Origin of the sequence: Sphingobium sp. Z007, from assembly GCF_900013425.1 — a bacterium.
Taxonomy (GTDB): Bacteria; Pseudomonadota; Alphaproteobacteria; order Sphingomonadales; family Sphingomonadaceae; genus Sphingobium.
Genome location: NZ_FBXK01000005.1, coordinates 2,398,117 through 2,422,301 on the forward strand (window position 1 = coordinate 2,398,117; position 24,185 = coordinate 2,422,301).

Sequence of the window (24,185 nt, forward strand, 5' to 3'; positions counted from 1 at the left end):
CGGGTCAAGCGGATCGGTCGGCCAAATCCATCAGGCCGAAAGGCGCCGCGCCGGATCGACGGTGCCGTCGGCGCGCACGCCGGCGCGGGCCAAGTCACGGCGCATATGGCCGGTCAGGAAACGATACCACATGACGAAATCGGCGCGCAGCGACCAGAGCGGGTAGCGGAAGGTCGCCGGGCGATTACGTTCGATCATGCTGTGCCCCGCCCAAGCGAAACCATAGCCTACCACAGGCAAGGCGGCCGCCATCCACCATCGCCCGGCAAAGGGGGTTGCGGCGACCAGCGCCACGACCAGGCTGGTGCCGGCATAATGGAGCGCACGAGTGCCCGGACGCGCATGTTCCTGCAAATAATAGGGCCAAAAGTCGCGGAAGCGCTGCATGCGTGTCACGGCCATAAGTCTGACATCCTCTCTTTGGCCATAAGCGTAACGAAGCAGCGGGAGGCTGTTAATTTTTATGCGCCAGACCGTGCGCCCTGTCGGGAGCGTAGAGGAAATAGTCATAGGCCGCCCGCGCCGCTTCCGCGATGATGCGGTCACGCGCGACATGGCCCTTGCCGTCCTTCATCACGAAGACCGCAATCGCGAAGCGGCGACCGTCGGGCAGGCGCACCACGCCGACATCATTGCCGATGCCGTTCAGCGACCCCGTCTTGTGCGCGACCGCCGTGCCGGGCGGCAACATAGCGACGATGCGCTTCTTCCCCGTTTCGCAGTTCGCCATGATGGTGAAGAGCCGCTGAGTGCTGGCCGCCGACAGCGCGCGGCCCGATTCATAGGCGGCGATCAGGTCGAGCATCGCCGCGGGTGTCGATGTATCCTGTATTTCGTTGGCGAAGGCCATATTGGGCAGATCGCGTATGTCGCGCATGACCAGTTGCGGGTCGGCGCGGCGCGCGGCGTCGGCATTCTGGCGAAAGCGGCCCGTCAGCGGATGGATGCCCATGGCGCGATAGAGGAGATGCACGGTGTCGCTGTCGACGCGCAGCCCGGTGACGCCCAGCTTGTTCACAAAGCCAGTGATAGCCTGCGGCCCGCCCGCGCGCGCGACCAGCACATCGGTCGCATTATTGTCGCTCTTTTGCAGCATCAGTTCAAGCAGCCGGTCGATCGACAGGGTCGCGCCGGGGCGGGAGAACATCCAGGCGATGCCGCCCTCGCTCGCCAGAGCCGGATCGAGCGCCAGTTGATCGTCCAGGCGCGCTTCGCCTGCATCGACCAGCGCCAAGATGCGCCCCGCCACCGCGACCTTATAGGCGCTGGCCATCGGGAACAGCGTGTCGCCATTCAGCGCCTGCGTCTCACCCGTTTGCAGGTCGCGCACCCCGATCCCGACCGAACCGTCCGACAGCGCGGCAAAACGGGCAAACTCGCCCAGCAATTTCGCTTCGGCGCTCTGCTGGAGCAGCGGCTTGGGCGGCGGACCGAAGGCATCGGCGCTGGGGAGCGGGGCGAGGAACAGGCCGAAGGCGGCGAATAGGCTGACGGGACGAGCAAGCGACATGATTTCGCCTGTCGCGGATCAGCGCGGGGGAGGCAAGAGGCTTTGCCTCCAAATCAGGCAGGTTGACAGGGCTTTGCGCTCCGCTCCATCAGACGGCATGAGGGATACCATCAAGCTGCACGAAAGCTGGCGCGCGCCGCTGGCCGACCAATTCGCCGCCGCGCATATGCAGGGACTGAAGGATTTCCTGCAGGCGGAGAAAGCCGCGGAGAAACGCATCTTCCCCAAGGGCGGCGAATATTTTCGCGCGCTGGACCTGACCCCGCTGGACCAGGTGAAGGCCGTGATATTGGGGCAAGACCCCTATCATGGCGAAGGGCAGGCGCATGGCCTGTGCTTTTCGGTGCAGCCGGGCGTGCGCACGCCACCGTCACTGGTCAATATTTACAAGGAGATGGAAGCGGACCTGGGCATCGCGCGGGCGAGCCATGGCTTTTTGGAGCATTGGGCGAGGCAGGGCGTGTTGTTGCTCAACAGCGTATTGACGGTCGAGATGGGCCGCGCCGCGTCGCATCAGGGCAAGGGCTGGGAACAGTTCACCGACGCGGTGGTGCGGATCGTCGCACAGAAGGCGGAGCCGGTCGTGTTTCTGCTGTGGGGCGCCTATGCCCAGCGCAAGGCGGGCTTCGTCGACCAGAGCCGCCATCTGGTAATCAAGTCGGCCCACCCTTCCCCCCTGTCCGCGCATAATGGATTCCTGGGTTCGCGGCCCTTTTCCAAGGCCAATGCCTTTCTGGAGGCAAAGGGGCGCGGCGCGATCGACTGGACGTTGCCGGACCTGGCAAAACCGTAAGAGGCGGTTCGACATCGGCTGCACTGCGGTTTGCTGAATGCCGGATAACGAAGCGGTTCAGGAACGAAACAACCTTCTCATGCGATACCCGGATTACAGTCAAAGAATACAGGTCTGAGGAGAAGTCACATGATCATTCGCAAAGCCGCCCTGGCCATCGCTCTTGCCGCCGCATCGCTGAGCGCGGTCGCCCCGTCCATTTCTTACGCGCGCGACCATGATCGTCGTGGTCATCATCGCGAATATCGCGGCGATCATCATCGTGGCGACCGTTATGCGCAGCGTCGCAGCTATCGTGACGATAATCGCTATCGCTGCCGCAAGTCGGGCGGCACCACCGGCCTGCTGGTCGGCGGCGTCGCAGGCGCCCTGCTGGGCCGGGCCGTCGATACCCGCGGCGACCGTGCGCCGGGCACGATCATCGGCGCAGGCGCTGGTGCGCTGGCCGGCCGGGCGATCGACCGCAACGGCAGCTGCTAAAAACGCAAAAGGCGCGTGGGACATGCCGTCCCCCGCGCCTTTTTTTCTACGTCACCAAAAGCGAGGCCCGGTCCTGCTTGCGCAGGCCGGGCCTTCGTTCCTCTCCAAACTTGTCCAACGATCAGCCGTCGTAATCGCCGCCGATATTCTGGTTGCGCGGCGGCGCAGCGGCGGTCAGGCGCAGAGCCTCCGCCGACTGGGCGATCGAGCCAATCTCGTCCGGCGTATCGTCGTCATCGATCTGCACCTTTTGCAGCGACGCGACGACCGAATCATGCAGATCGGCGGGCAAAACGGTTTCTTCGGCGATCTCGCGCAGGGCGACGACCGGGTTCTTGTCCCGGTCGCGGTCGAGCGTCAGCTCGGCGCCGCCGGAAATTTCCCGTGCGCGCTGCGCAGCGAGAAGGACGAGGTCAAAACGGTTGGTAACCTTGTCGACGCAATCTTCGACGGTAACGCGGGCCAAACAGGGCCTCCTGCAAATAACGGAAGGAAAGTCGTGAATTGGCCGCCTAGCAGCGGTCCCTGCAAGAGTCAATGAAAAGGCCACAAAGCCATGGCAGGGTAACCGCAAAATAGGCATGAGGACGATATGGCAACCGTAAAACCCGCCCCCGCCAGCGCACCGGCGGACGATATTCGCCTGGACCTGCACGGCAATCATCTGCGCCTGATCGCCGATGGCGCGGCCCTGCGCGATGCGCTGATCGCCCTGATCGACGGGGCGCGCCGCAGCCTGAAGCTTTATTATTATATCTTTTCGGACGATGGCAGCGGGACGCTGGTGCGCGACGCGCTGATCGCGGCGCGGCGGCGCGGGGTGGCGGTGACGCTGATGGTCGACGGCTTCGGATCGGCCGCCACGCCCGACGCTTTCTTCGCGCCGTTGACGCAAGCGGGCGCGCATTTCGCGCGATTCGGAACGGGCCGCTCCACCCGCTATCTGATCCGCAACCATCAGAAGATGGCGATCGCCGACGACACGCGCCTCATGATCGGCGGCTTCAATGTGGAGGATGGCTATTTCGGGATTCCCGCCGACGATTGCTGGCGCGATATCGGGTTACTGATCGTCGGCGATCAGGTGGAGGCGATGACGCGCTGGTATGGTCAGCTATGGCGCTGGAGTTTGACGACAAAACATCGGTTCCGCACTTTGCGACGCATGGTGCGGCAATGGCATCCCTCGCTGCATCACGACCCCCTCGACCCGTTCCGCTGGCTGATCGGCGGGCCGACCCGGCGGCTTAGCCCGTGGGCGCAGGTGGTAAAACATGATCTGGAGCAGGCGCAGCGGGTCGATATGATCGCCGCCTATTTCTCGCCGGGACGCGGGATGCTCCAGCGCATCGCCCGCGCGGCGCGGCGCAAAGGCGCGCGCATCATCCTGCCAGCGAAGTCGGACAATGGCGCGACCGTGGCCGCCGCGCGATTGCTGTATGGACCGCTGCTGCGGCGCGGGGTGGAGATTTACGAATATCAGCCGTGCAAATTGCACATGAAGCTGATCGTCATCGACGACGCCGTCTATGTGGGATCGGCGAATTTCGACATGCGCAGCCTGTTCATCAACCTGGAGGTGATGCTGCGAGTAGAGAATACCGGATTTGCGGAGGATGTGCGCCAATTTATCGCGCGCGAAACGATGCGGAGTCGGGCGATCAGCCTGGAGGCGCATCGGTCGAGCCGCAGCGGCCTTACTCTGTTGAAACAGTGGGTCAGCTATCTGCTGGTCGGCGTGCTGGACTATACGGTGACGCGGCGGCTGAATTTCCGCGACCCCGACGCTGATTGAGAGCGAGCGCTGCCCGCCCCTGGGTCAGCCATTAGCGGCCATTGTCGGTCAGCACGCGGACTTCACCGACCGGATAGCCCTTTTCGGCCATTTCCTTGGCATAGTCGCCGCGGGCGTCGGCGAGTTCGGCGCGATATTCTTCCCAGGCGTCGCGATTATCTTCCGCATCGGACGAGCCGCGCAGATCGCTGGTCAGTTCCTTGCGCGCTTCGGCGAGATCGGTCTGATAGTTGAACCAGTAATCATTCTGCACCCCAGCGATGGGCGCCTGATAGACAAGCTGCGTTTCGACCTGGGCCAGTTGCTCTTCGTAGCTGACCGGTCCTTCCTGCGCCATCGCGGCGGCGGGCGCCATGCCCAGCAGGGCGGCGGAGGCGAGAAGCTTTGCGTATATCATGGGTTCTTCTCCTCTTCTGATCTGAACCATGCACTGCACAACGCGCCGATCCCGGCCTTTCGCCTGAACGGATTTGCAGAATGGACGAAGCGAGCAATGGGGGCGACGGATCGATGAGCGACTATGATAGTGAATCCGGCTTTATGGCCTGAAATCGCATGACTAGCGGCCTAGCGGACCACCAGATAGAAAGCAGCCGGAACCGAGCTGCCATTTTCAATCACGATATCGTAGCGATCGGTAAATAGCGGCAACCAGGCACAGTCCGCCTGCGCACCCCCGATCTGCTTGGCGCATAGCGTGTTGCCATCCGCGCCTTGCACCCGTATCGACAGATTGGCCGCACCGCGGGCTGGGGCGACAGATATCTGGGCGCGCTGTCCAGCGAAAAACAGCTGCCGCACGGTCATGCTACCCCGCGCGCCGAGCGATCCGCGCCGATAGGCCGGCCCCAGCGCCCGACCGCGAAAACCGAGCGCCGACCGGGTAACACCATGATCCTGCGCTTCCTGCGTCCATTGCGCGGCCAGATCATCCTGCCCATCGGCCGGGGTGGCGCCCAGCGCCTTGAGGATTTGGGCGGTGTCGAGCAGCGCAGCGTGATTGCCATCGCCCTGCGCTGCGTCGCCCTCCATCAGTGTCCGCAGCACCGGGTCGTCGGGAAGCAGATCGGCGGCCAGCACGGCAGGCCCGGCGGCGAGCAGCAATCCCGACAAAAGCAGCCTAATCATCGCGGTCCTCCGGCTGAAGCACGAACCGCGCACCGGGCGCGGCGTCCTCCACATGCAGCGACAATTCGTGCCGCTCTGCGATCGCCCTGGCGAGCGAGAGGCCAAGGCCATGCCCCCCGCCCCGCGCGCCGTCAAGCCGGACATAGCGTTCGAACACCCGCTCGCGATCGGCCGGCGGGATGCCGGGGCCGTTATCCTGCACCACGATGTGCGGGCCGGGCGCCAGCTCCAGCACGACCGAGCCGCCGCTAGGCACATATTTGAAGGCATTGTCGAGCAGGTTGGACATGAGCCGCGTCATCTGCATCGGGTCGGCGCGCGCGCGCACCCCCGGCGCGATCCGCGCGTGGAAGCCGATGCCCAGATCTTCTGCGCTGGCGCCGTACAGATCGGCCAGGCTTTCGGCGATGTCGCTCAAATCGACTTCGGCCAGGCCGCGCAGGTCGCCGCGCATCGCCTGGGTGCCGGCAATGTCGAGCAGCGAATCGAGCAGCCGCACGACGCCGCGTATTTCGGCGCGCGACTGGTCGAGCGTGCGCAGCAACGCCTCGTCCTGCGTCCCCTCCATCGCCTTGAGGATGCGGGTGTCGAGATGCATCAGTGGGGTGCGAATCTCATGCGCGGTCTGGTCCGACACGGCGCGCTGCGCCTCCACCAGCCGTTCGACCTGGTCGAGCATAGCGTTGGTGTTGGCGGCCAGTTCGGCCAATTCGTCATTGTCGCCCGGCCCCGGCGCGCGGGCGGCGATGCGCCCGGCGCGGACGGCTGCGAAGGTGGCGTTCACCACCTCCACCCGCGCGCGCAGGCGACGGGCGGCGAAATAGCCGGCGATCAGACTGAGCAGCGCGATGCCTGCCCCCGCAATGGCGAAAGCCATAGCCAACCGGGCAAGCAAAGCCTGCCCGCGATAATTACTGCGCCCCACCAGTAGCCGCACACCGGTGCCAAGCCGGGTCGCCCGCGCGAACATGCGGTCGCCGTCGGGCAGGTTGACGTAACGCGCTTCCGACACTTCCGGCGCGATGGCCGGCCAACGATCGAGATTGCCCGCCAGGCGCCGGCCGGCCGGATCGGTCAGCAGATACCAGCTGCGTTCACCATCCTCACGGCTCACGGCGAGCCGGTCGGCTATGCGCGCCTTCAATTCCGTCTCGTCGCTGCTGACATAAATGTCGGCGAGGCCCGCCAGGTCGGTATCGACCTCTCGCGCCAGCATAGCCCGGCCATCATCCTCGACGATCTTCTGCACCACCAGGAACAGCGCCAGCGTGGACAGAAGGCTGACCAGCAGCGCCGACAATGTGACCCGCCCGAAGACCGAACGCAGGAGGCCGAGTCTAGGCACTCCCGGCCCCAGACCCCGCTCCTGCCGCGATCAGCCGGTATCCGGTGCCCCAAACCGTTTCCAGCACCGGGCCGGCAAACCCTTCTTCCAGCTTGCGGCGCAATCGGCCGACATTGACGTCCACGACATTGGTCTGGGGATCAAAGCTCAATTTCCATACCTGGCGCAGCAGCATTTCGCGCGTCACCACTTCGCCGGCATGTTCCATCAGATAGCGGAACAGTTCGAATTCCTTGGGCGAAAGCGGCAAATGCCGGCCCTGGCGAAAGGCCGTGCGCGCCTTCACATGACATTCCAGGTCGCCGAACAGCAGCACCGGTTCATGACTGCGCCGGCTGGCCCGGCGCCAGAGCGCGCGGACGCGGGCGACCAGTTCGTCGGGTTCAAAGGGCTTGGCGAGATAATCGTCGACGCCGCTTTCGAGGCCCTCGACCCGATGCTCGCTTCGGCCGAGCGCCGATAGCATGAGCACCGGCGCGCCGACGCCCGCCACCCGCAGCCGGGTGACGATGTCGATGCCCGACAGGTGGGGCAGCATTCGGTCGAGGATGATGACGTCGTGACTGCCGCCGCCAGCGCGGTTGAGACCTGTGGCGCCGTCGATCGCCTGCTCCACCATCATGCCTGCGGCCGTCAGGATGGCGGCGATATTGGCGCGCGCGGCTTCATCATCCTCCACCAGCAATATCGAAATCGCGTCTGCCTGCGCCATCATGTCCCCCGGCTCGCAGATAACGCGAAACGCCGCCAGTGACAAAGCCTGTTAGGGCGTGTCGCTGGCGGCGCGGGTCAGCCTTCGATAGTGAACCTGCCTTATCCGCGCAGACCGGCGCGGAACATGACGACCGAAATAACGATAAGATATATGCCGAAAATCTTCTTCAGCGGCCCGGCGGGCAGGCTGTGCGCAGCCGCGACGCCCAGAGGCGCCGTTAGCATCGACATGGAGGCGATCGCTAGCGTCGCGGGGATATTGATATAGCCCAGCGAGCCCCAGGGCAGGCCGCCTTCCTTGAACCCGATAATCGCAAAGCCGATAGTGGTGGGAACGGCGATCAGCGTGCCGATGCCCGATGCCGTCGCGATCGCACGGTGGATGGTGCGACCACACAGCGTCATCACCATGATGGCGATCACGCCGCCGCCGATGCCGAGCAGCGAGGAGAAGGTGCCCAGGCCCCCGGCGATGCCCATGCGGACGATGCCTGACGGCATGGTGTCGCTGACGACCTTACCACTGACGCCCGGCAGCAGAAAATTGAGCGACATCAGGCCGACCCCGGTGGCGAAGATCATCTTAAGCGTGTTGCCGTCGACATGCCCGGCAAGCATCACGCCCGCGCCACAGCCCAGGACTATCCAAGGCGCCCAGGCGCGCAACACTTCGAATTCCACCGCCCCGCGCTTGGCATGGGCCAGCAGCGATCGGATGGAGGTGACGATGATGGTCGCCGCCGACGTACCGATCGCGACATGGGCGATCGCGTCATGCGTGCCGCCCAGCAGCGGCAGCACGACCAGCAACGCCGGCACGACGACGAAGCCGCCGCCAATGCCGAAAATGCCCGCGGCGAAGCCCGCCGCCAGTCCGGCGGCCAGCATCGAGACGAGCGGGATCAACCAGGTCATGACATCGCCGTGCATTATAACGCCCCTTCCTGCCCGGTGCGGCCAGCGCGCATGTTGCGGCGTTCGCCTTTGCGGATAAAGGCGGCGAGTGAGGGGAAATCGACCATGACGTTAAACCATGCCTCTCTTCGGCGAAATCAAGCTGCATGGGGGGCATGTGGTCATGTCCCCCTGCCCCGCTAGACGAACCAGGTGTCGGAACCCGCAAGGGCATGGCCTAAAGTGCGGGACGATGCAGAAACAAAAACATGCCGTGGGATCAGGCGATCGCCTCTTCCGCCGGCGTATAGGCTAGGCCCAGATCCTCCGCCACGGCCTGATAGGTGACTTTCCCGTCGCAGACATTGAGGCCGGCGCGCAGATGCGGATCGCGGCGCAACGCGTCCCGCCACCCCAGCTCCGCGATGCGCAGCGCGTGGGGCAAGGTCACATTGTTGAGCGCATAGGTGCTGGTGCGCGCGACCGCGCCGGGCATATTGGCGACGCAGTAATGGACGATGCCATCGACGATATAGGTGGGGTCCGCATGGGTGGTGGCGTGGCTGGTTTCGAAACAGCCGCCTTGGTCGATCGCGACGTCGACCAGCACTGCACCCTTCTTCATCGTTTTAAGCATGGCGGCGCTGACCAGCTTGGGCGCGGCCGCGCCGGGGATCAGCACCGCGCCGATCACCAGGTCCGCGTCCGCCACGCATTCAGCCAGGTTCGTGCGGTTGGAAAAGCGGGTCTTGGCCCGCGCCTCGAAATATATGCCGAGCCTTTCCAGCACTTCGGGGCTGCGATCGAGGATGGTGACATCCGCGCCAAGGCCCGCCGCCATTTGCGCCGCGTTGAAGCCGACCATGCCGCCGCCGATCACCAACACCTTGGCCGGCAACACGCCCGGCACGCCGCCCAGCAAGACGCCGCGCCCACCATGCGCCTTTTCGAGCGCGGTCGCGCCCGCCTGGATCGCCATGCGGCCCGCGACCTGGCTCATCGGCTTGAGCAGCGGCAGGCCGCCATGGACGTCGGTCACCGTTTCATAGGCGATGCAGATTGCTCCCGACGCGATCAGGTCGCGGGTCTGGTCCGGGTCGGGCGCCAGGTGGAGATAGGTGTAGAGGATCTGGCCCGGCCGCAACAGGGCGCGCTCGTGGGGCTGCGGCTCCTTCACTTTCACGATCATTTCGGCGGTGGCGAAAACGTCGGCGGCGGCCGCGGCGATCTCTGCCCCAGCCTTCTCATACACCGCGTCGGTGGCGCCTACGCCCTCGCCCGCGCCGCTCTCCACCAGCACGCGATGCCCGTGGGCGGTCAGTTCATGCACGCTTTCGGGCGTCAGGCCGACGCGATATTCGTGATTTTTGATTTCCTTGACGGTGCCGACGATCATCTGCGCCTCTCCAAAAAATGGGCGCGCGTTGTCGCCGCGCCGCTCTGCGCCATCATAGCGCAGGCGGGATGACGAAGCTTCCCCGTTTTTAAGGTGCGGCCCGAACCGGCACCGGCGCATTGCACAGATCGACGCCGCCGGCGGGGCGATCGTAAAAATCATCTTTCCGGTTGGCGCGCACGCGCAGATAGTCCGCGAAGCTGGGTGACAGCGTGTCCATCACTTCGAAGCGGGGACGTTCTGCGGTGGGCAATGTGCTTGCGAGGCGAACGGTCAGGATCGGCACCTGATGTTCGGTGGGGGTGTAGAAGCCCAGGTCGCCCGATCCGCGCGGCAGGCTAGACAGGTGCGCCACGCCCTCGATCACACGGCCGACGACGGCGATATTGCGGTCAAGCTGACGCGGCGCCTGGCCGATCACGGTATAGAGTTCAGCGCCCGTCCCGGCATCCGGCGACAGGTTACGCCCGACGCCGACATAGCCATAGCAATGCGGCAGCCAGGCCGACGTCCCATCCATCGCCACCGGCCAGCCGCCCACGAAGCCGGTCGAGGGGGCATAGGGATCGGCATAGGGCAAGGGCGTGACCGCAAGCCGTCGCGTCGCCAAGGGCAGCGCATAATCGTCCGGGCTGGTGGCGGACAGGCCGGGCGGCATCGGTTTCTTTTCGGTCGCGTCGCCCCATTGCACGACATAATTGTCCTGCACCCGGTTGATGCTGGTGCCGTCCCACCAATGCGCCTTGGCTAGCGTCGTAATATTGGCGACATGGCGCGGCGAGAAGGCCGGGGCGAGCTGGATGACCACGCGCTTGCCCCCCTCTATGGTCATGACCAGCAGTTCGTCCGCCGATATCGGCCGCCACGCGCCGGCCGGCGCCTGCGCCACAACGGCGGCAGGCGTGGCGGGCGGATCCGCGGCGAGCGCCTGGGTGGCGAGACAGGTGGGAAGGATGGCGGCGGACAGCGCGAGCGCGAGGAGGCGGTTCATGCCGCGATCTGACAGCGGCTGCAGGACAAAGTAAAGCATCCCCTGCCCATACCCCTTGCCTAGCGGCACATCGCGCGATAGGGAGCCGCACTTCCAGTGCAATGCGGAGCGGTGGCCGAGTGGTCGAAGGCGCTCGCCTGGAAAGTGAGTATACGCCAAAAGCGTATCCAGGGTTCGAATCCCTGCCGCTCCGCCACCTAGTCATTCAGTGACAGAGAATTCAGCCATATCGTGGCTGAAAACGCGCAGTTGCGCGCCTTTCAGAATCCAAACCGTAGCGCAGAGAACTTTTCTCACTGAGAAAATTCGCAATTTCTTGGGACTTTCTCCGGGCGAAGTCGTCCTACTACTCTTCAGACGCGGGGCCTGTTTTGCCCCCATCATTTTCCCTGCTTCCGAGCGGTTTACAGGGAAAACGATGTAACTCGAAGCAACTGGCCCGTTTTCTGGCTCCTAAAACCTCGGGTTGCGAAGGCTTTGCCGGGAAATTCCCTGCTCGCGATATCAGGGAATTTACACCGCCAAGGTCATCCGTAACAGTCGCTAAAACAACGGAAAAGAGCCGTTATCAGCCTAAATTCCTCATTAACTATATGTTTACATGACCGTGCTACCTTCGGTTTTGAAACGGGGCCTTTCCCAAAAAGGAAGGTGCGGCAACAGCGGGGCTAAATATCTGACTCACACGCGTGAGCCGGATATTGGCTGTCTGAATGATGCTCGCGCCTCTGACCGATCATGCCTTCATTCTCTCGCGCGTCAGCAATGGAGAATGAAAATGCCTAAGACGCAAAAATCCTCAAATGTAGTCACGCCGCTTCATAACCAGCTCGCCACGCTTGAGCGGCAGCTTGGGCCGATCGAATATCGCGCGCCCGAAACGCTACTGTGTTACGACAATAACCCGCGGCGGCATCCAGAGAAGCAGATCGTCGCCCTGCAGGGTGCTGTTAGTCTAATGCGAACTCGTCTCTACCAGATGCATTTCCGGCGAAGAGGGCAGGGGCCTAGCTTGCGATCAACCGCCACTCTGCCGGAGCGGCAGAGCGTCTTTCCTTGAATGTTTTTCGATCTATGAGATGGCGTTCCAGTGAGAAGTGGTTGTGCAGGTCGGCATGGACGGAGGCGAATTTTTGGAGTGCCTTCATCTGCTTGAAGCGTAGCATTGCGCGCTCTCGTCGTCGGAAGGGGAGGTGGCTGTTCTCCACCCCGTTGTTCGCCCAGCGACCGACCTCCTGCTTCTCGCGATTGCCAAGCTCGTTCATCGCCGCGCCGTAGGATCTCAGCCCGTCGGTGGTGATCGCTTGAGTGTCAATCGGCGTGCAAACGGGACCCCTTATCGGCGCGCAAAAGGGACCCCCTGTCAGGATGGCGGAACGTTGATGTGACGGGCTTCCTTGCGCTGCGCGCGGCGTAGGGAGGGCGTAGCCCGACCGGAGGCGCGCGCAGCGCAAAACATCTTCTAATTGATCGCTGCTGGGGCGGATCAGCTGCGGTTTTTGAAGCGCCAGCTGTCATTTGCCGGTCTCGACAATGTCGCAATGATGGGTGACGCGATCGAGGAGCGCGGTTGTCATCTTGGGATCGCCGAACACGGTGGGCCACTCGCCAAAGGCGAGGTTGGTGGTGATGATGACACTGGTCTGCTCATAGAGTTTGCTGATCAGGTGGAACAGCAACTGGCCGCCCGATCGAGCGAACGGCAGATACCCCAGTTCATCGAGCACGATGAGATCGAGGCGGGATAGCTGGGCGGCGAGAGCGCCACTCTTGCCGATCCTGGCCTCCTCTTCGAGGCGGGTCACCAGATCGACCGTGTTGAAGTAGCGGCCTCGGGCGCCGGAGCGCACTACATTGGCGGTGATGGCGATGGCCAGATGGGTCTTTCCTGTGCCTGTGCCGCCGACCAGGACGATATTGCGCCGTGCGGGCAGGAACGCGCCGCTGTGCAATGAACGCACAAGCCCCTCGTTGATCGGGGTACCCTCGAACCGGAAGGCATCGATGTCCTTCACGACTGGCAGCTTGGCAGCGGCCATCCGGTATCGGATCGACGCGGCATGACGATGCGTCGCCTCCGCTCGCAGGAGATCGGTCAGTATCTCCATGGTGGTGCGCTGGCGCTGAAGGCCGGTGGTGACGGCATCGTCGAACGCGCCCGCCATGCCCTTGAGTCCAAGCCCGCGCATGGCCTCGATCATATCATGCCGCTGCATCGAAGGTCCTCAGCTGGTCGTAACGGGCACAGTCGGCGATCGGGGGATGGCGCAAGGCGCTATCCTCGGATGTGATGATCGTCAGCGGACGCGGAGGCTCCCGGCGTCGTGCCAGGATGTTGAGGATCAGGTCGTCGCTCGCCGTGCCCGTCGCCAGTGCCTCACGCACAGCGGTTTCGACAGGCTCCAGGCCATCGGTCAGTACGGCCGACAGTACACGGACGAACCGGCGATCGGCATCGTCGCCATTACCCAGCTTGCGGCGCAGGCGGGCCAGCGCCGGTGGCAGATCCCAGTCCTGGAAGGGGGCACCGTTCCGCAACGCGCCAGGCTTGCGGGCCAGCACTGGCAGATAATGCCAGGGGTCATAGATCGTGCGGTTGCGCCCAAAGTAGCGAGGATGTTCAGCGACAACCTCTTCGCCGCAGCGAACGACGATGCGGTCGGCATAGGCGCGGACCTGCACCGTGCGTCGTGCCACCGTCGAGAGTACCGAGTAGCGGTTGCGGTCGAAGCTGATCAGGCAGGTGCCGGTCACGGCATGCTCGCTCTCATTGAAGCCCCGGATAGATTTTGGCTCACGGTCCCAGCATCGGCTGCAGCGCAGATCGTTCGATCTCCAGCATCTGCGCCACGGTCAGATCTCCCTGTTCAGGATGGGGCTGCCGTTCCGCCCAGCGCCGACACTCTGCCTCCAGCCAGCCATTGAGCTCTTCGAGACTGGCGAACCGCAACCGGGGCTGGAAGAAGCGACCCCGGATCGTCTGCACCTGGTTCTCGACCTGACCCTTCTCCCATCCCGCCGCAGGCGAGCAGGCCGTGGGCTCGACCATATAATGGTCGGTCATGATCAGGAACCGCCGGTTGAAGACGCGTTCCTTGCCGGTGAACACGCTCGTCACAGCCGTCTTCATATTATCGTAGATGCCGCGCCCTGGCACGCCGCCGAAGAAGGCAAAGCCGCGCGCATGCGCGTCGAACAGCATCTCCTGGCTCTCGCGAGGATAGGCCCGGACATAGACCCCACGTGACGCGCACAGGCGCATATGCGCGACCTTCACCCGCATCGGCGCTCCTGCGATCTCGACATCCTCATGGCTCCAGTCGAACTGGTAGGCCTCGCCTGGCCTGAACATCAGCGGGATGAAGGCGGTGACGCCATCGCCAGCATCCTTGCGCCGCTCGATCTTCCAGCGCGTCGCATAGCGCCGCACCGCATCGTAAGAACCCTCAAAGCCTTCTCGCACCAGCAGGTCATGGATCCGCGTCATCCGCAGCCGGTCACGCCTGCCGCGCAGCTCGTTCTCTTCCAGCAGCGTGTTCAGGCGCTCCTGGAACGGACCGATCCTGGGCAGCGGCTGAACCTTGCGCTGATAATCAAAGGCGCCCTCCGGCGCTCGGACCGCTTTGCGGATGACCTTCCGCGACACATGCAGATCCCGTGCGATCGCCTTGATCGCCTTGCCTCCGGCATACTCGCGCCGGATCCGTAAAACTGTCTCCAAAACCAACATCCCGATCTCGCCGCCTGAAAATCCAGCCGGCTGCTTAAACCATCGAAATGAGGGGTCCCTTTTAGACGCCGATCACCCCGCTAACGGGGTCCTTTTTGCACGCCGATCCACAGGACCGTGGGACATACCGCCGCGCGATGCGTTAATCGTAGCTGTCGAGCAACCCGGCGAAGCGCAAGCCGTCGGTGCACTTGTCCTGGGATTGAATCCCTACCGCCTGCTCGACGAAGCAACTCGTGATTTCGCTAACCTTATTGCCGCGCAGATAGCGGGGGCGCTTGCCACCATCGATGCCGTGTCTGCCCAGCGACGGGACCGCGATCGGCTGTGGTCGCTTAGTCAGGACCTGATGCTGGTTTGCGACTTTGATGGCGTCATTCGCTTGGTGAACCCATCCGCGACCCGGCTCCTGGGGTGGCAAGAGGATGAGATGGTTGGACAGGTCCTGGCCGATTTCGTCCATCCCGACGATTTATCTGCCACAGCCAAGGAAGTCGAGAAGCTGGCTCAGGGCGTTACGACCCTTTTGTTCGAGAACCGCTATCGCTGCCAGGACGGCAGCTATCGATTGCTCGACTGGAACGCTGTGCCGGACGCGGGCCGCATCCACGCCGTGGCGCGCGATATAACCCGGGAGCGCCAACTCGCCCGCGACCGGGAGCGGATTTGGGCGCTCTCTCCGATCGTCAAGGTGGTGGCGACGACCCAAGGCATTATCAATGCCGTCAATCCATCCTGGACGAAGACGCTGGGGTGGAGCGAAGCTGATACGGTCGGCCGCAATATCTTGGAGTTTGTAGCGCAGGAGCAAGAAGCCGCGCAGCAGCGGTTGGCGAAACTTTCCCAATCCAACGCTGCTGTAGTCGAGTCACAAAGCGTTTTTCGCGCAAAGGATGGCAGCCACCGACGCTTCGCTTGGACTACCGTTCCAGAAGCCGGGATGCTCTATCTGTTCGGCCGCGATATCACCGCGGAGACCGAAGCGGCCGATGCCCTTATCGCCACAGAGGAGGCTTTGCGCCAAAGCCAGAAGATGGAGGCGGTTGGGCAGTTAACCGGTGGCATCGCGCATGATTTCAACAATCTGCTGGCCGGGGTTCTGGGCAATCTGGAATTGCTGGAACTGCGTATTTCCCAGGGTCGTCTGGAGGCTATCGGTCGCCATCTCGAAACCGCGCAGGGCGCGGCAAAGCGGGCTGCCGCGTTGACGCAGCGACTGCTTGCCTTTTCCCGCCGACAGACGCTGGATCCCACAGCCGTCAATGTAAACCGGCTAATTTCTGGCTTGGAAGACCTCATACGCCGTACTGTCGGGCCCTCCATAGAGATCGAAGTGGTTGGATCGGGCGGTTTGTGGATGACGTTGGTTGATCGCTACCAGCTTGAAAACGCGCTTTTGAACCTTTGCATCAATGCGCGAGACGCGATGCCGGATGGCGGACGGTTGACGATCGAAACAGCCAATAAGTGGCTAGACAACCGCATGGCCCGCGAACGCGAGCTACCCCCTGGTCAATATGTGTCGCTATGCGTGAGTGACACCGGAACGGGGATGACGCCTGACGTGATCGCCCGCGCCTTTGATCCGTTCTTCACGACCAAGCCTCTGGGCGAAGGCACCGGTCTTGGTCTCTCAATGATCTATGGCTTCGTGCGGCAATCGGGAGGGCAGGTAAGGATTTATTCGGAGGTCGGCGCAGGCACGACCATGTGCCTCTACCTTCCAAGGCATATGGGACCGGTAACTGAGATCGAACAGGAGTTGCGGCCGACGCAGCTTGACGCTGGGGGGCACGGGGAGACCGTGCTGGTCATCGATGACGAGGCTTCCGTTCGCTCGCTCATCGTCGATGTCCTTACCGACGGGGGATATCACGTCATTGAAGCTGCGGATGGTCCCAGCGGCCTAAAGGTGCTTCAGTCGGATCTGCGCATCGACCTTCTCATCACGGATGTGGGTTTGCCCGGCGGAATGAATGGCCGTCAGGTCGCAGACGCCGGCCGAGTGGGACGTCCCAAACTCAAGATTTTGTTCATCACTGGCTATGCGGAAAATGCCGTCATCGGCAACGGATTGCTGGAGCATGATATGCACGTGATCACCAAACCGTTCGGAATCGAGACCATCGTCAGCAAGGTTCGTGAGATGATTGACGAAAATGACAAACTAGGCAGCCGATCAGCGACCGGCCAATCTGATCCTTGAGCGGCCACCTTAGCGCGTCTTCCGGCTTTTCATTTTTGAACCGGACTTTTTGCCGTTGGCGGAACCCGCGACATCGTCACGCCGTTAGCTGCCCACCTGTAGGAGAGCGCATGGTGGAAGAGAAGAGAAAGGGCCAGGAACCGGAAGCGGATCAACGGCCGGCAGCGACGGGCGGCCTCTATGAGCAGGCCGCGCCGACATCCAACGATCCCCCATCCAAGAAAGAACGGACGATGATCGCGACCGCGCGTGCGCGCGCAGATCGCGACCGGGCGGAATTGCGCGCGACAGGTCATGGAGACCATCAGGGTGAAGAAGGCTTTTGAGCTGTTTTACTGTCAGGCCTGACCAGGTCGATTTTCGCGTCCTGGTGGGCAAATGAGCGTTTCCCAGGGAATTGGTGAGACTGCACTCATGCTGCTCGACGCGCTTGACGCGGGCGATCTGCTCTATCTGGCCGATGACGAGCAGGGCGCCGAAGCGGTAGCCAGCGCGCTCATGTCCGTGGCGCCTGACGATCATGTCGTCTTCCTGCCGTCGAGCGACACCTTGCCCGGCGACAGCGCGCCTGCATCGCCCTCGAACATCGGGAAACGGGTCGCCGCCTTGCGGCACCTTCGACGGCTGGCGGCGGAATCCAAGCGCCGCCCTCTTGCCACCATCACGAGCGGTGAAGGGGCTGCGCGGCTTTATGCAGACCCCGCCGCCTTCGACGCCGCGCCGCCCAGCCTGCGCGTTGGCGAACCGATCGATCCGACAAATTTCGCCGCTGACATGGAAAGACTTGGCTATGTCGCCGACGATCGCGTCGATGAACCAGGCGAGGTGGCGGTCCGCGGGGAGGTGATCGACATTTTTCCTGCAGATGCCGGGCTGCCGGCCCGGATCGATGTCGCCGATGGGTGCGTCGTAGGCATCCGCCGCTATGATCCGATCACGCAGCGCACGCAGGCGCCGTGCGAGGTGCTGGAGATCGGCCGCGCGGCCGAACCGGAGCCTGAGCGGAATGTCACCATTCTCGCCCATCTGCGGCCGGGGCGGCTTTATGTTTCGGCAAAGGCCGAGCAGCGCCGCGCGCGTTTCATTCGCTTGGCCACCGAGGCCGCCGGCCATTCGGGTTCGGTGATCGATGCCGCATCCCAGTCGCTATGGGCGAAGGATCTTGCGGCCTGGCGATCCGGCGATCCGGCGGATTTCGCTATATCGCCCATTTCCCGCTTTGCGGAGCAGCGCTCACCCCTATCGGCACTGAAGCGCTTTGCGACGCCGCATGTGCAGGAGGGGAAGCGCGTGCTCCTGGTTGGCAGCGAGCGGGATGTCCGTTTCCTCCGGCCCAAGATAGCCAAGACGTTCAAGGCTACGGTCGAAACCATCGACGCGATCGCGGCTGTCGATACGCTTGCGCCGGGCGCGATAGCTGCGCTGGTTGCGCCGATCGATCGGGGGGCTGTTGGCGCAAGGCTCGTGATGATCGCTGCCGCCGATCTTCTGGGTAGCCGGGCGTTGATTGGCGCGACGCAGGACAGCCTTGCCGCCGGGCTTGCCCAGGCGGGCGGCGACATTCGTGCGGGCGATCTGGTCGTGCATGAGGATCATGGCGTCGCGCGCGTGCTGGGCCTGGAGGCAGCTACCGGCGATGGCGACGCAGAACTGATTGCGCTAGAATATGCCAATAGCGCCCGGCGGCTCGTTCCCTGCCAGGAGGCCGGCCTGTTATGGCGTTATGGCGCCGATGGCGATGCGGTGCGGCTCGACAAGCTTGACGGATCGACCTGGGAAAAGCGGCGCGGGGCGATTGACGAGGCGGTGGCCCAAAGCGCGCGCGATCTTCTTCGATTGGCGCGGGAAAGGGCCAAGGTCAAAGCCGCGATCATCGAACCTGATAGTGCCGCTTATGAACGATTCGTGGCCAGCTTCCCTTTCAACGAAACGGCGGATCAGGCGCGGGCGATTCAGGCGGTACGGGACGACCTGGCCAGCGGACGGCCGATGGATCGCCTGGTTATCGGCGATGTCGGCTATGGCAAGACGGAGGTCGCCCTGCGTGCCGCCGCGCTTGCCGCCCTTGCAGGCTATCAAGTCATTTTGGCCGCGCCCACGACGGTTCTCGTTCGGCAACATATCGAGACGTTCCAGCGCCGCTTTGCCGATACGGGCGTGGTCATCGCTGGCCTCTCGCGCCTTTCGAGTGCGGCGGAGAAGAAGGCGGCGAAGGCCGGGCTGGCCGACGGGTCCATCGGCATCGTCATCGGCACGGCTGCGGTGATGGCGAAGGATGTACGCTATGCCCAATTGGGGCTTGTCATTATCGACGAAGAGCAGCGCTTCGGCGCGGCTGACAAGACAAGGCTGCGGGGACGCACCGACCTTCATCTGCTGGCGATGAGCGCGACGCCCATCCCCCGGACATTGCACCGCGCGATGATCGGCCTGCAACAGATGTCGGTGATCGCAACGCCGCCCGCCCGTCGCCAGCCGATCCGGACAAGTCTTGCCAGCCCCGACGATGCGATGATCAGGACCGCCCTATTGCGTGAGCGGTCGCGTGGCGGACAAAGCTTCGTCGTCGTGCCCCGTATCGAGGATCTCGCGCCGCTGGCCGAGCGGCTGGCGCGGATCGTACCGGACCTCGCGCTGATCCAAGCGCATGGCAAGATGCCGGTGGCCGCCATCGACGATGCCATGGTCCGCTTTGGCGGTGGCGAAGGCGATGTTCTGCTCGCGACCAATATCATCGAGGCAGGGCTGGACGTGCCGCGCGCCAACACGATGATCGTCTGGCGCGCCGACCGCTTTGGCCTCGCCCAGCTTCATCAATTGCGCGGGCGGGTGGGCCGCGGCAATCGCCGGGGTCAGGTCATTTTGCTGACAGAAGCGGGAGAGATTGCCGAACGCACCATGAAGCGGCTGCGCACGCTGGCCACCTATGACCGGCTGGGTGCGGGCTTCGCGATCAGCGCCGCCGATCTTGATCAACGGGGCGCTGGCGATCCGCTGGCTGATACGCAGGCCGGGCATATGAAGCTGATCGGGATCGACCTCTATCAACATCTGTTCGAAGCGGCTTTGAAAGCGGCGCGGGGGGAGGACGCCGGACTGTGGACGCCTGAACTCAATCTGGGCAGCGCGGGCGGCTTGCCATCGGACTGGATACCCGACCCCGACATCCGTCTGGGCCTCTATGTCAGGCTTTCGCGGCTTGTCGATGAGGCTGGGCTCAGCGCACTGGAGGAGGAACTGGCGGATAGATTTGGTCCGCTGCCCCCCGCCGCCGAACGTCTGATCGATGCCAACAGGATTGCTATTCTCGCGCGGGCGGCCGGGATTGCACGCGTCGATGCAGGCCCGGCCGCGATGGCGCTGACGCCGCGCGAACCGGGTCGCGACATGAGCAAATGTGCAGGGCTGTTCGAAAAAGACGGCCGCTGGCTTTTGAAGGCGCAGACCGATGAGGCCGATCGGCTCGCACGGGTGATCGACCTGCTCGAAAGCATTGGCGCTTAGCGGAACTAACGCCCCGACATTGCGTCGATAAATCTGATCTGCGGCACTGGGATTGTCGTGCCATCAAGAGGGCGTGCACCACATGAAGATAGCGGTCGTTACAGGGGGTGCTCAGGGCATCGGCAAAGGCATCACACAGGCCTTGTTAACGCAGGGCTGGAGAGTGGCGGTGTTGGACCAGGATGCCGAAGCGGTTCGCGATCTTTCCGACGAGATGCCGACCGACAGGCTTATGGCGATCCGGGCCAACGTCGCCAGCGAGCGCGACGTCGAAAAAGCGTTCGACAAGATTAAAGCCTGGAACAAGGCGACGGAAGAGGCCGAGGGCATCGATCTGCTCGTATCCAATGCGGGCCTTGCCAACCCGGTCAGCGGTCCGATCGAAAAACTGGCGCTCAAGAAATGGCAGGCGTGGCAGGACAGCCACGTGACCGGCGCTTTTCTGATGGTGCGCACCGCTGTGCCGCTCCTACGCCAACGTAAAGGGGCAATCGTCATCATGGCATCGACCCGTGCGATCCAGTCGGAACCCGATACGGAAGCCTATGCTGCGGCCAAGGGTGCGCTCTGCGCCCTGACCCATGCCCTGGCGATCAGCCTTGGCCCCGACATCCGCGTCAACGCCGTCTTGCCCGGCTGGATAGAAACGCGCCCCTGGGCCAAAGCGCAGGTGCGCGAAGCGGTGGAGCATTGCGCGATCGATCGGGAACAGCATCCGGTGGGCCGCGTCGGCGAACCCTCAGACATCGCGGCTACCGTCTTGTTTCTGGCGTCGGAGGGCGCGGGTTTCATCACGGGCCAGCAGATTGCCGTCGATGGCGGCATAACCCGCAAGATGATCTACGCACATTGACGGGTCGCTATATCCAGCGGCTTCGATCTTGTGCGTCAGCGCGCTGGATGTCGGTCATGCGGGCGGCATCCTCAGGCGTCCCAAGGATCAATGGATGCCGCCATTGCGCCATCTGCGTTAATTGGACGCCAAAGCTGGCGAATGGCTCCCAATTTCCATCATCCTCCTGAAACACCGAAGCGCCCGATGCGTGCGCTAGGGCTATTCCCCCAGCGACATCCCAGATGTTGGGCGTTGCGAACCTGGCGACTTGTAGAAGGCCTGCCGCGACGAACGCGCATTCGATCGCTGCCGACCCTGTCTTGCGCCCATCCCACGGCCCGACGCCAGACTGGCCATGCGGATCGCCCGCAAGCCGTTTGCGAACGGCAGGGTTGGGCATGCGTGAGACCTGTTCGCCTTCAAACCGCAAACCCGCACCGCCTCCGCCATGATAGACGCCAGGTGCCAGCAAATGACTTGTGCTGCACCATAATGCGCCGACGATGGGAACGCCCCGGTACAGGACGCCCACGGATGACGCGAACAACGGGAAGCCGTTGATGAAGTTGCTTGTCCCATCGATCGGATCGACCGCCCAGACGAAATCGCTGACCAGCCCCGGTTGGATGGCCATTTCTTCGCCGATGATGCCATGGTCGGGGAAATGATTTGCCAGATGACTACGGATCATCGCCTCGACCCGGCTGTCGACTTCGCTCACCGGATCGCGCATCAAGGCGATGGCGTCGTCATCCCCCTTATATTGCACGGCCATAAGGCTGCCAAGCGTAGCCAGGATTTCTCGGCCGCCGATCGTGGCCAGTTCCACCGCAACAGCTTCCATGCGGGCATGTAAATCCGGTGTTGGCATCGGCTCAGCAGGTGTCATCGTCATGTTCCGGCCTGCCGCTCGGCACCAATATCGTCACCGGCTCTTCGTCCAGCCGTATTTCGACCGTCCATGCGTCGTCGGGCATGTCGATGGGGCGATCGTCGATCCGGGGGCAAAGCCCGCTGGCTTGAAGCGTGACAACGCAGCCGGTTTCCAATCGGGCCGGTGGCGGGCCCGAGAAATGTTCGGCCCACCCGACCATGGCGTCGCGATCAACCTCGCCAACGAGCAGGATGTCGAGCAGCTTATCCTGTGTGTCCGCCCTTGGCGCGAAGGGGAGCCGTGGGCCGATTGCGCCAATGTTGAGAATTTCTACAAGCAGCCATGGCCCGTCGAAACGGCGTCCATCGACATCAACGGCGCACGCGATCGGCTTGGCCGTGCGCAACGTCTCCCGAAATGCCGCACGGCCGTTTTCGCGCTTCTCCTCAGGGGTGTCGGGCGATTCATCTACAAGTTCGATGGATTGATTGAGCGCACCAAGACCTACCGCTTCCAGAAAGCCTTTCCGTCCGAACGGTCCAGTGACGCTGCCTACGGTCAGCCTCTTTTCGCGCGCATTGTCGAAACCAGCAATGACCGCTTCGGCCGATTGACGAATGCCCAGCGCCCTTGCGACATTATTCGACCCGCCCATCGGCAGGATCGCAATGGGTACAGATCGGTCGGGTATCTCGGTGGCGACCGAAGCTACGGTCCCATCACCGCCAGCGGCGATCGCCATTTCCATGCCGTTCATCCCGGATCGAATATCGTCCTGGCCATGTTCGCAATAGTGGATGGCAAAGCCAGCCTCTTCCAATTGACCAATAAGCGACCGGATCGGCCCGGGCTTTGTTCCCGCATTAGGGCTATGGACCAATAGCGCCTTCACGCGAAATATCTGCCATTCAGCCCATATCGCGTCTCCAACATACTAATCATAGCTGCGCCCCAAATTCTTCCAACGCCGCCGTGACGACTTCGACCTTTGCATCATCCTGCAAATCGATCGACACCGTGATGCCGCCAGCAAGAGGGACATCGTCCCTTTCGTCCTGATCGACCGTCTCGCTATCTGCACCTCCGATTCGATTGCCCGCACTATTGTCCGGTCCAGATGCCGCCACGAAAATATCGGTTCGTTCGATGCCGATTTCCTGGACCAGCCGTTCCACGGCCATGTCCGCCTGGTCCCGGCTATCGAATGTGCCTGTCAATGTGGTGCTCATGGTGATCCTTTCGTCAGGGCTTGGAATCGGCGCGATCGGCCTCTGGATAATCTTCCGGTTTTACCGTGCCGACGGAGGGACGATCCTCGACATCCTCCTGCGACTTGCCGCCCCCTGTGCTGGGATCGGAGTCATCGCCATTGGGTCGAACGTCGCCAGCAGGCCCGCGACGGGGCAATTCGTCCGATTGACCCTGTTCGGGGTCGAGACCATTTTCGTTTCCAGGCATCATCCTGATCCTTCCGCAATACAGGGGTCAGAGATGATGCCCCGCTTTTGTATGAAGCGCCGATCGAGCGATCGGTTGCATGTCTTCTTCTACCTTTATTGCAGGAACCGCATGTCGCACGGAGGGCTGTAATGGAACATATCAAGAACGATGAGACTGTCATGACCGACCATCTCTATAATCCCAAACTCGACGAGCACTCGGCGTCGAACGCGGAAAAAGATCCAGCCAATTGAGTGTCCGGCAATGAACCCATTACCGGCGCACAGGCGTCCTATTTGGCGACTCTGTGCGAACAAGCGGGTGTGGAACTGCCGACCGGCGACCTGGCTAAGCCGGCGAAGCTTGGGCGAGAGTGAGGGCTTTGGGGTGGATCATTTTCGATGGTTCGTGATGGAAGTCGCTTACCATGATCGAACGTGTGCGGACGGCCGCAAAGCCTGCCACATCGTCATGTCCAGTCCAGCTAAACTAATGTCGATCAGCCAGATTTTCCAATAGAGTATTGGACCTATCCGACTTTCAGGTGTTG

General features: G+C 62.9%; 23 protein-coding genes, 1 tRNA gene and 2 pseudogenes. 9 read left to right on the plus strand and 17 right to left on the minus strand.

What is annotated here, in order from left to right; all coding sequences use genetic code 11:
* Positions 1 to 30: 30 nt before the first annotated feature.
* Together CEQ44_RS19595 and bla are read right to left on the minus strand one after the other, a co-directional pair.
* Positions 31 to 402: an Mpo1-like protein gene (locus tag CEQ44_RS19595; RefSeq protein ID WP_373438221.1), complete on the minus strand. Its 372-nt coding sequence runs from the start codon at positions 400 to 402 to the stop codon at positions 31 to 33.
* 52 nt (positions 403 to 454) lie between these two features.
* Positions 455 to 1,510: a class A beta-lactamase gene (bla, locus tag CEQ44_RS19600; RefSeq protein WP_088185209.1), complete on the minus strand. Its 1,056-nt coding sequence runs from the start codon at positions 1,508 to 1,510 to the stop codon at positions 455 to 457.
* Between the two features lie 97 nt (positions 1,511 to 1,607).
* Between bla and ung the strand changes: the two genes are divergently transcribed.
* On the plus strand, positions 1,608 to 2,303 hold the full coding sequence (ung, locus tag CEQ44_RS19605; RefSeq protein ID WP_088185210.1) for a uracil-DNA glycosylase: 696 nt from the start codon (positions 1,608 to 1,610) through the stop codon (positions 2,301 to 2,303).
* Between the two features lie 129 nt (positions 2,304 to 2,432).
* The gene (locus CEQ44_RS19610; RefSeq protein WP_088185211.1) at positions 2,433 to 2,783 is read left to right on the plus strand and encodes a glycine zipper 2TM domain-containing protein; all 351 of its coding nucleotides are present in this window, start codon (positions 2,433 to 2,435) and stop codon (positions 2,781 to 2,783) included.
* Between the two features lie 121 nt (positions 2,784 to 2,904).
* On the opposite strand, the gene rpoZ is transcribed toward CEQ44_RS19610, so the two are convergent.
* The gene (gene rpoZ / locus CEQ44_RS19615) at positions 2,905 to 3,249 is read right to left on the minus strand and encodes a DNA-directed RNA polymerase subunit omega (protein WP_007708529.1); all 345 of its coding nucleotides are present in this window, start codon (positions 3,247 to 3,249) and stop codon (positions 2,905 to 2,907) included.
* A gap of 126 nt (positions 3,250 to 3,375) precedes the next feature.
* On the opposite strand from rpoZ, the gene CEQ44_RS19620 reads away from it, so the two are divergent.
* Positions 3,376 to 4,578, plus strand: a complete 1,203-nt coding sequence (locus tag CEQ44_RS19620; RefSeq protein WP_088185212.1) for a phosphatidylserine/phosphatidylglycerophosphate/cardiolipin synthase family protein — start codon at positions 3,376 to 3,378, stop codon at positions 4,576 to 4,578.
* Positions 4,579 to 4,609: 31 nt separating this feature from the next.
* Here the strand turns inward: CEQ44_RS19620 and CEQ44_RS19625 are convergent, their stop codons facing one another.
* From CEQ44_RS19625 to CEQ44_RS19655, 7 genes are all read right to left on the minus strand, one after another.
* Positions 4,610 to 4,975 carry a hypothetical protein gene (locus CEQ44_RS19625; RefSeq protein WP_088185213.1) on the minus strand — a complete coding sequence of 122 codons (366 nt, stop codon included), beginning with the start codon at positions 4,973 to 4,975 and terminating at the stop codon, positions 4,610 to 4,612.
* Positions 4,976 to 5,145: 170 nt separating this feature from the next.
* Positions 5,146 to 5,706, minus strand: a complete 561-nt coding sequence (locus CEQ44_RS19630; RefSeq protein WP_088185214.1) for a hypothetical protein — start codon at positions 5,704 to 5,706, stop codon at positions 5,146 to 5,148.
* The gene (locus CEQ44_RS19635; protein WP_088185215.1) at positions 5,699 to 7,051 is read right to left on the minus strand and encodes a HAMP domain-containing sensor histidine kinase; all 1,353 of its coding nucleotides are present in this window, start codon (positions 7,049 to 7,051) and stop codon (positions 5,699 to 5,701) included. The genes CEQ44_RS19630 and CEQ44_RS19635 overlap by 8 nt, the downstream gene beginning before the upstream one ends.
* Entirely contained in the window at positions 7,044 to 7,763 is a 720-nt protein-coding gene (locus CEQ44_RS19640) for a response regulator transcription factor (RefSeq protein WP_088185219.1), read from the minus strand. The genes CEQ44_RS19635 and CEQ44_RS19640 overlap by 8 nt, the downstream gene beginning before the upstream one ends.
* A 101-nt stretch (positions 7,764 to 7,864) precedes the next feature.
* A complete protein-coding gene (locus CEQ44_RS19645; protein ID WP_088185216.1) occupies positions 7,865 to 8,695 on the minus strand; it encodes a sulfite exporter TauE/SafE family protein in 831 nt (276 codons plus the stop codon).
* 244 nt (positions 8,696 to 8,939) lie between these two features.
* On the minus strand, positions 8,940 to 10,055 hold the full coding sequence (gene ald, locus CEQ44_RS19650; protein WP_088185220.1) for an alanine dehydrogenase: 1,116 nt from the start codon (positions 10,053 to 10,055) through the stop codon (positions 8,940 to 8,942).
* An 88-nt stretch (positions 10,056 to 10,143) separates the two neighbouring features.
* Positions 10,144 to 11,046 (minus strand): peptidylprolyl isomerase, encoded by a 903-nt coding sequence (locus tag CEQ44_RS19655; protein ID WP_088185221.1) that lies wholly within the window; start codon positions 11,044 to 11,046, stop codon positions 10,144 to 10,146.
* A 105-nt stretch (positions 11,047 to 11,151) separates the two neighbouring features.
* On the opposite strand from CEQ44_RS19655, the gene CEQ44_RS19660 reads away from it, so the two are divergent.
* A tRNA-Ser gene (locus tag CEQ44_RS19660) sits at positions 11,152 to 11,242 on the plus strand.
* An 811-nt stretch (positions 11,243 to 12,053) separates the two neighbouring features.
* On the opposite strand, the gene CEQ44_RS19665 is transcribed toward CEQ44_RS19660, so the two are convergent.
* From CEQ44_RS19665 to istA, 3 genes and pseudogenes are all read right to left on the minus strand, one after another.
* Complete coding sequence (locus tag CEQ44_RS19665) at positions 12,054 to 12,500, minus strand: transposase (RefSeq protein WP_256960049.1); 447 nt, start codon at positions 12,498 to 12,500, stop codon at positions 12,054 to 12,056.
* A 32-nt stretch (positions 12,501 to 12,532) separates the two neighbouring features.
* Positions 12,533 to 13,262 (minus strand): annotated as a pseudogene (istB, locus tag CEQ44_RS19670) (IS21-like element helper ATPase IstB).
* A pseudogene (gene istA, locus CEQ44_RS19675) lies at positions 13,249 to 14,776 on the minus strand (IS21 family transposase). The pseudogenes istB and istA overlap by 14 nt, the downstream one beginning before the upstream one ends.
* Between istA and CEQ44_RS19680 the strand changes: the two are divergent.
* The 4 genes from CEQ44_RS19680 (at position 14,676) to CEQ44_RS19695 (ending at position 21,339) form a co-directional block, all read left to right on the plus strand.
* On the plus strand, positions 14,676 to 16,982 hold the full coding sequence (locus CEQ44_RS19680) for a PAS domain-containing sensor histidine kinase (RefSeq protein WP_256960050.1): 2,307 nt from the start codon (positions 14,676 to 14,678) through the stop codon (positions 16,980 to 16,982). The pseudogene istA and the gene CEQ44_RS19680 sit on opposite strands and share 101 nt — an antisense overlap.
* A 110-nt stretch (positions 16,983 to 17,092) precedes the next feature.
* Complete coding sequence (locus CEQ44_RS19685; protein ID WP_088185400.1) at positions 17,093 to 17,308, plus strand: hypothetical protein; 216 nt, start codon at positions 17,093 to 17,095, stop codon at positions 17,306 to 17,308.
* 52 nt (positions 17,309 to 17,360) lie between these two features.
* Entirely contained in the window at positions 17,361 to 20,486 is a 3,126-nt protein-coding gene (locus tag CEQ44_RS19690) for a DEAD/DEAH box helicase (protein WP_254913726.1), read from the plus strand.
* Positions 20,487 to 20,568: 82 nt separating this feature from the next.
* Entirely contained in the window at positions 20,569 to 21,339 is a 771-nt protein-coding gene (locus CEQ44_RS19695) for an SDR family oxidoreductase (RefSeq protein WP_088185398.1), read from the plus strand.
* A gap of 7 nt (positions 21,340 to 21,346) precedes the next feature.
* On the opposite strand, the gene CEQ44_RS19700 is transcribed toward CEQ44_RS19695, so the two are convergent.
* The 4 genes from CEQ44_RS19700 to CEQ44_RS19715 are packed head-to-tail and all read right to left on the minus strand — an operon-like array spanning position 21,347 to position 23,656.
* A complete protein-coding gene (locus CEQ44_RS19700) occupies positions 21,347 to 22,165 on the minus strand; it encodes an inositol monophosphatase family protein (RefSeq protein ID WP_254913727.1) in 819 nt (272 codons plus the stop codon).
* A gap of 31 nt (positions 22,166 to 22,196) precedes the next feature.
* Positions 22,197 to 23,087 (minus strand): diacylglycerol kinase family protein, encoded by an 891-nt coding sequence (locus CEQ44_RS19705; protein ID WP_176400412.1) that lies wholly within the window; start codon positions 23,085 to 23,087, stop codon positions 22,197 to 22,199.
* 46 nt (positions 23,088 to 23,133) lie between these two features.
* Positions 23,134 to 23,424: a hypothetical protein gene (locus CEQ44_RS19710; RefSeq protein ID WP_088185395.1), complete on the minus strand. Its 291-nt coding sequence runs from the start codon at positions 23,422 to 23,424 to the stop codon at positions 23,134 to 23,136.
* Positions 23,425 to 23,437: 13 nt separating this feature from the next.
* Positions 23,438 to 23,656: a hypothetical protein gene (locus CEQ44_RS19715; RefSeq protein WP_254913728.1), complete on the minus strand. Its 219-nt coding sequence runs from the start codon at positions 23,654 to 23,656 to the stop codon at positions 23,438 to 23,440.
* Between the two features lie 233 nt (positions 23,657 to 23,889).
* Between CEQ44_RS19715 and CEQ44_RS25295 the strand changes: the two genes are divergently transcribed.
* Positions 23,890 to 24,012 (plus strand): DUF3072 domain-containing protein, encoded by a 123-nt coding sequence (locus tag CEQ44_RS25295; protein ID WP_306341403.1) that lies wholly within the window; start codon positions 23,890 to 23,892, stop codon positions 24,010 to 24,012.
* Positions 24,013 to 24,185 lie beyond the last annotated feature (173 nt).

Bases quoted from the DNA above. Each gene is read 5' to 3' on its own strand.
- CEQ44_RS19645 (WP_088185216.1), bottom strand. From the start codon at position 8,695: ATGCACGGCGATGTCATGACCTGGTTGATCCCGCTCGTCTCGATGCTG.
- CEQ44_RS19610 (WP_088185211.1), top strand. From the start codon at position 2,433: ATGATCATTCGCAAAGCCGCCCTGGCCATCGCTCTTGCCGCCGCATCG.
- CEQ44_RS19690 (WP_254913726.1), top strand. From the start codon at position 17,361: ATGAGCGTTTCCCAGGGAATTGGTGAGACTGCACTCATGCTGCTCGAC.
- ald (WP_088185220.1), bottom strand. From the start codon at position 10,055: ATGATCGTCGGCACCGTCAAGGAAATCAAAAATCACGAATATCGCGTC.
- CEQ44_RS19685 (WP_088185400.1), top strand. From the start codon at position 17,093: ATGGTGGAAGAGAAGAGAAAGGGCCAGGAACCGGAAGCGGATCAACGG.
- CEQ44_RS19680 (WP_256960050.1), top strand. From the start codon at position 14,676: ATGACCTTCCGCGACACATGCAGATCCCGTGCGATCGCCTTGATCGCC.
- CEQ44_RS19700 (WP_254913727.1), bottom strand. From the start codon at position 22,165: ATGGAAGCTGTTGCGGTGGAACTGGCCACGATCGGCGGCCGAGAAATC.
- bla (WP_088185209.1), bottom strand. From the start codon at position 1,510: ATGTCGCTTGCTCGTCCCGTCAGCCTATTCGCCGCCTTCGGCCTGTTC.
- CEQ44_RS19695 (WP_088185398.1), top strand. From the start codon at position 20,569: ATGAAGATAGCGGTCGTTACAGGGGGTGCTCAGGGCATCGGCAAAGGC.
- CEQ44_RS19625 (WP_088185213.1), bottom strand. From the start codon at position 4,975: ATGATATACGCAAAGCTTCTCGCCTCCGCCGCCCTGCTGGGCATGGCG.
- CEQ44_RS19620 (WP_088185212.1), top strand. From the start codon at position 3,376: ATGGCAACCGTAAAACCCGCCCCCGCCAGCGCACCGGCGGACGATATT.
- CEQ44_RS19640 (WP_088185219.1), bottom strand. From the start codon at position 7,763: ATGGCGCAGGCAGACGCGATTTCGATATTGCTGGTGGAGGATGATGAA.
- CEQ44_RS19595 (WP_373438221.1), bottom strand. From the start codon at position 402: ATGGCCGTGACACGCATGCAGCGCTTCCGCGACTTTTGGCCCTATTAT.
- CEQ44_RS19630 (WP_088185214.1), bottom strand. From the start codon at position 5,706: ATGATTAGGCTGCTTTTGTCGGGATTGCTGCTCGCCGCCGGGCCTGCC.
- CEQ44_RS19715 (WP_254913728.1), bottom strand. From the start codon at position 23,656: ATGATGCCTGGAAACGAAAATGGTCTCGACCCCGAACAGGGTCAATCG.
- ung (WP_088185210.1), top strand. From the start codon at position 1,608: ATGAGGGATACCATCAAGCTGCACGAAAGCTGGCGCGCGCCGCTGGCC.
- CEQ44_RS19655 (WP_088185221.1), bottom strand. From the start codon at position 11,046: ATGAACCGCCTCCTCGCGCTCGCGCTGTCCGCCGCCATCCTTCCCACC.
- CEQ44_RS19710 (WP_088185395.1), bottom strand. From the start codon at position 23,424: ATGAGCACCACATTGACAGGCACATTCGATAGCCGGGACCAGGCGGAC.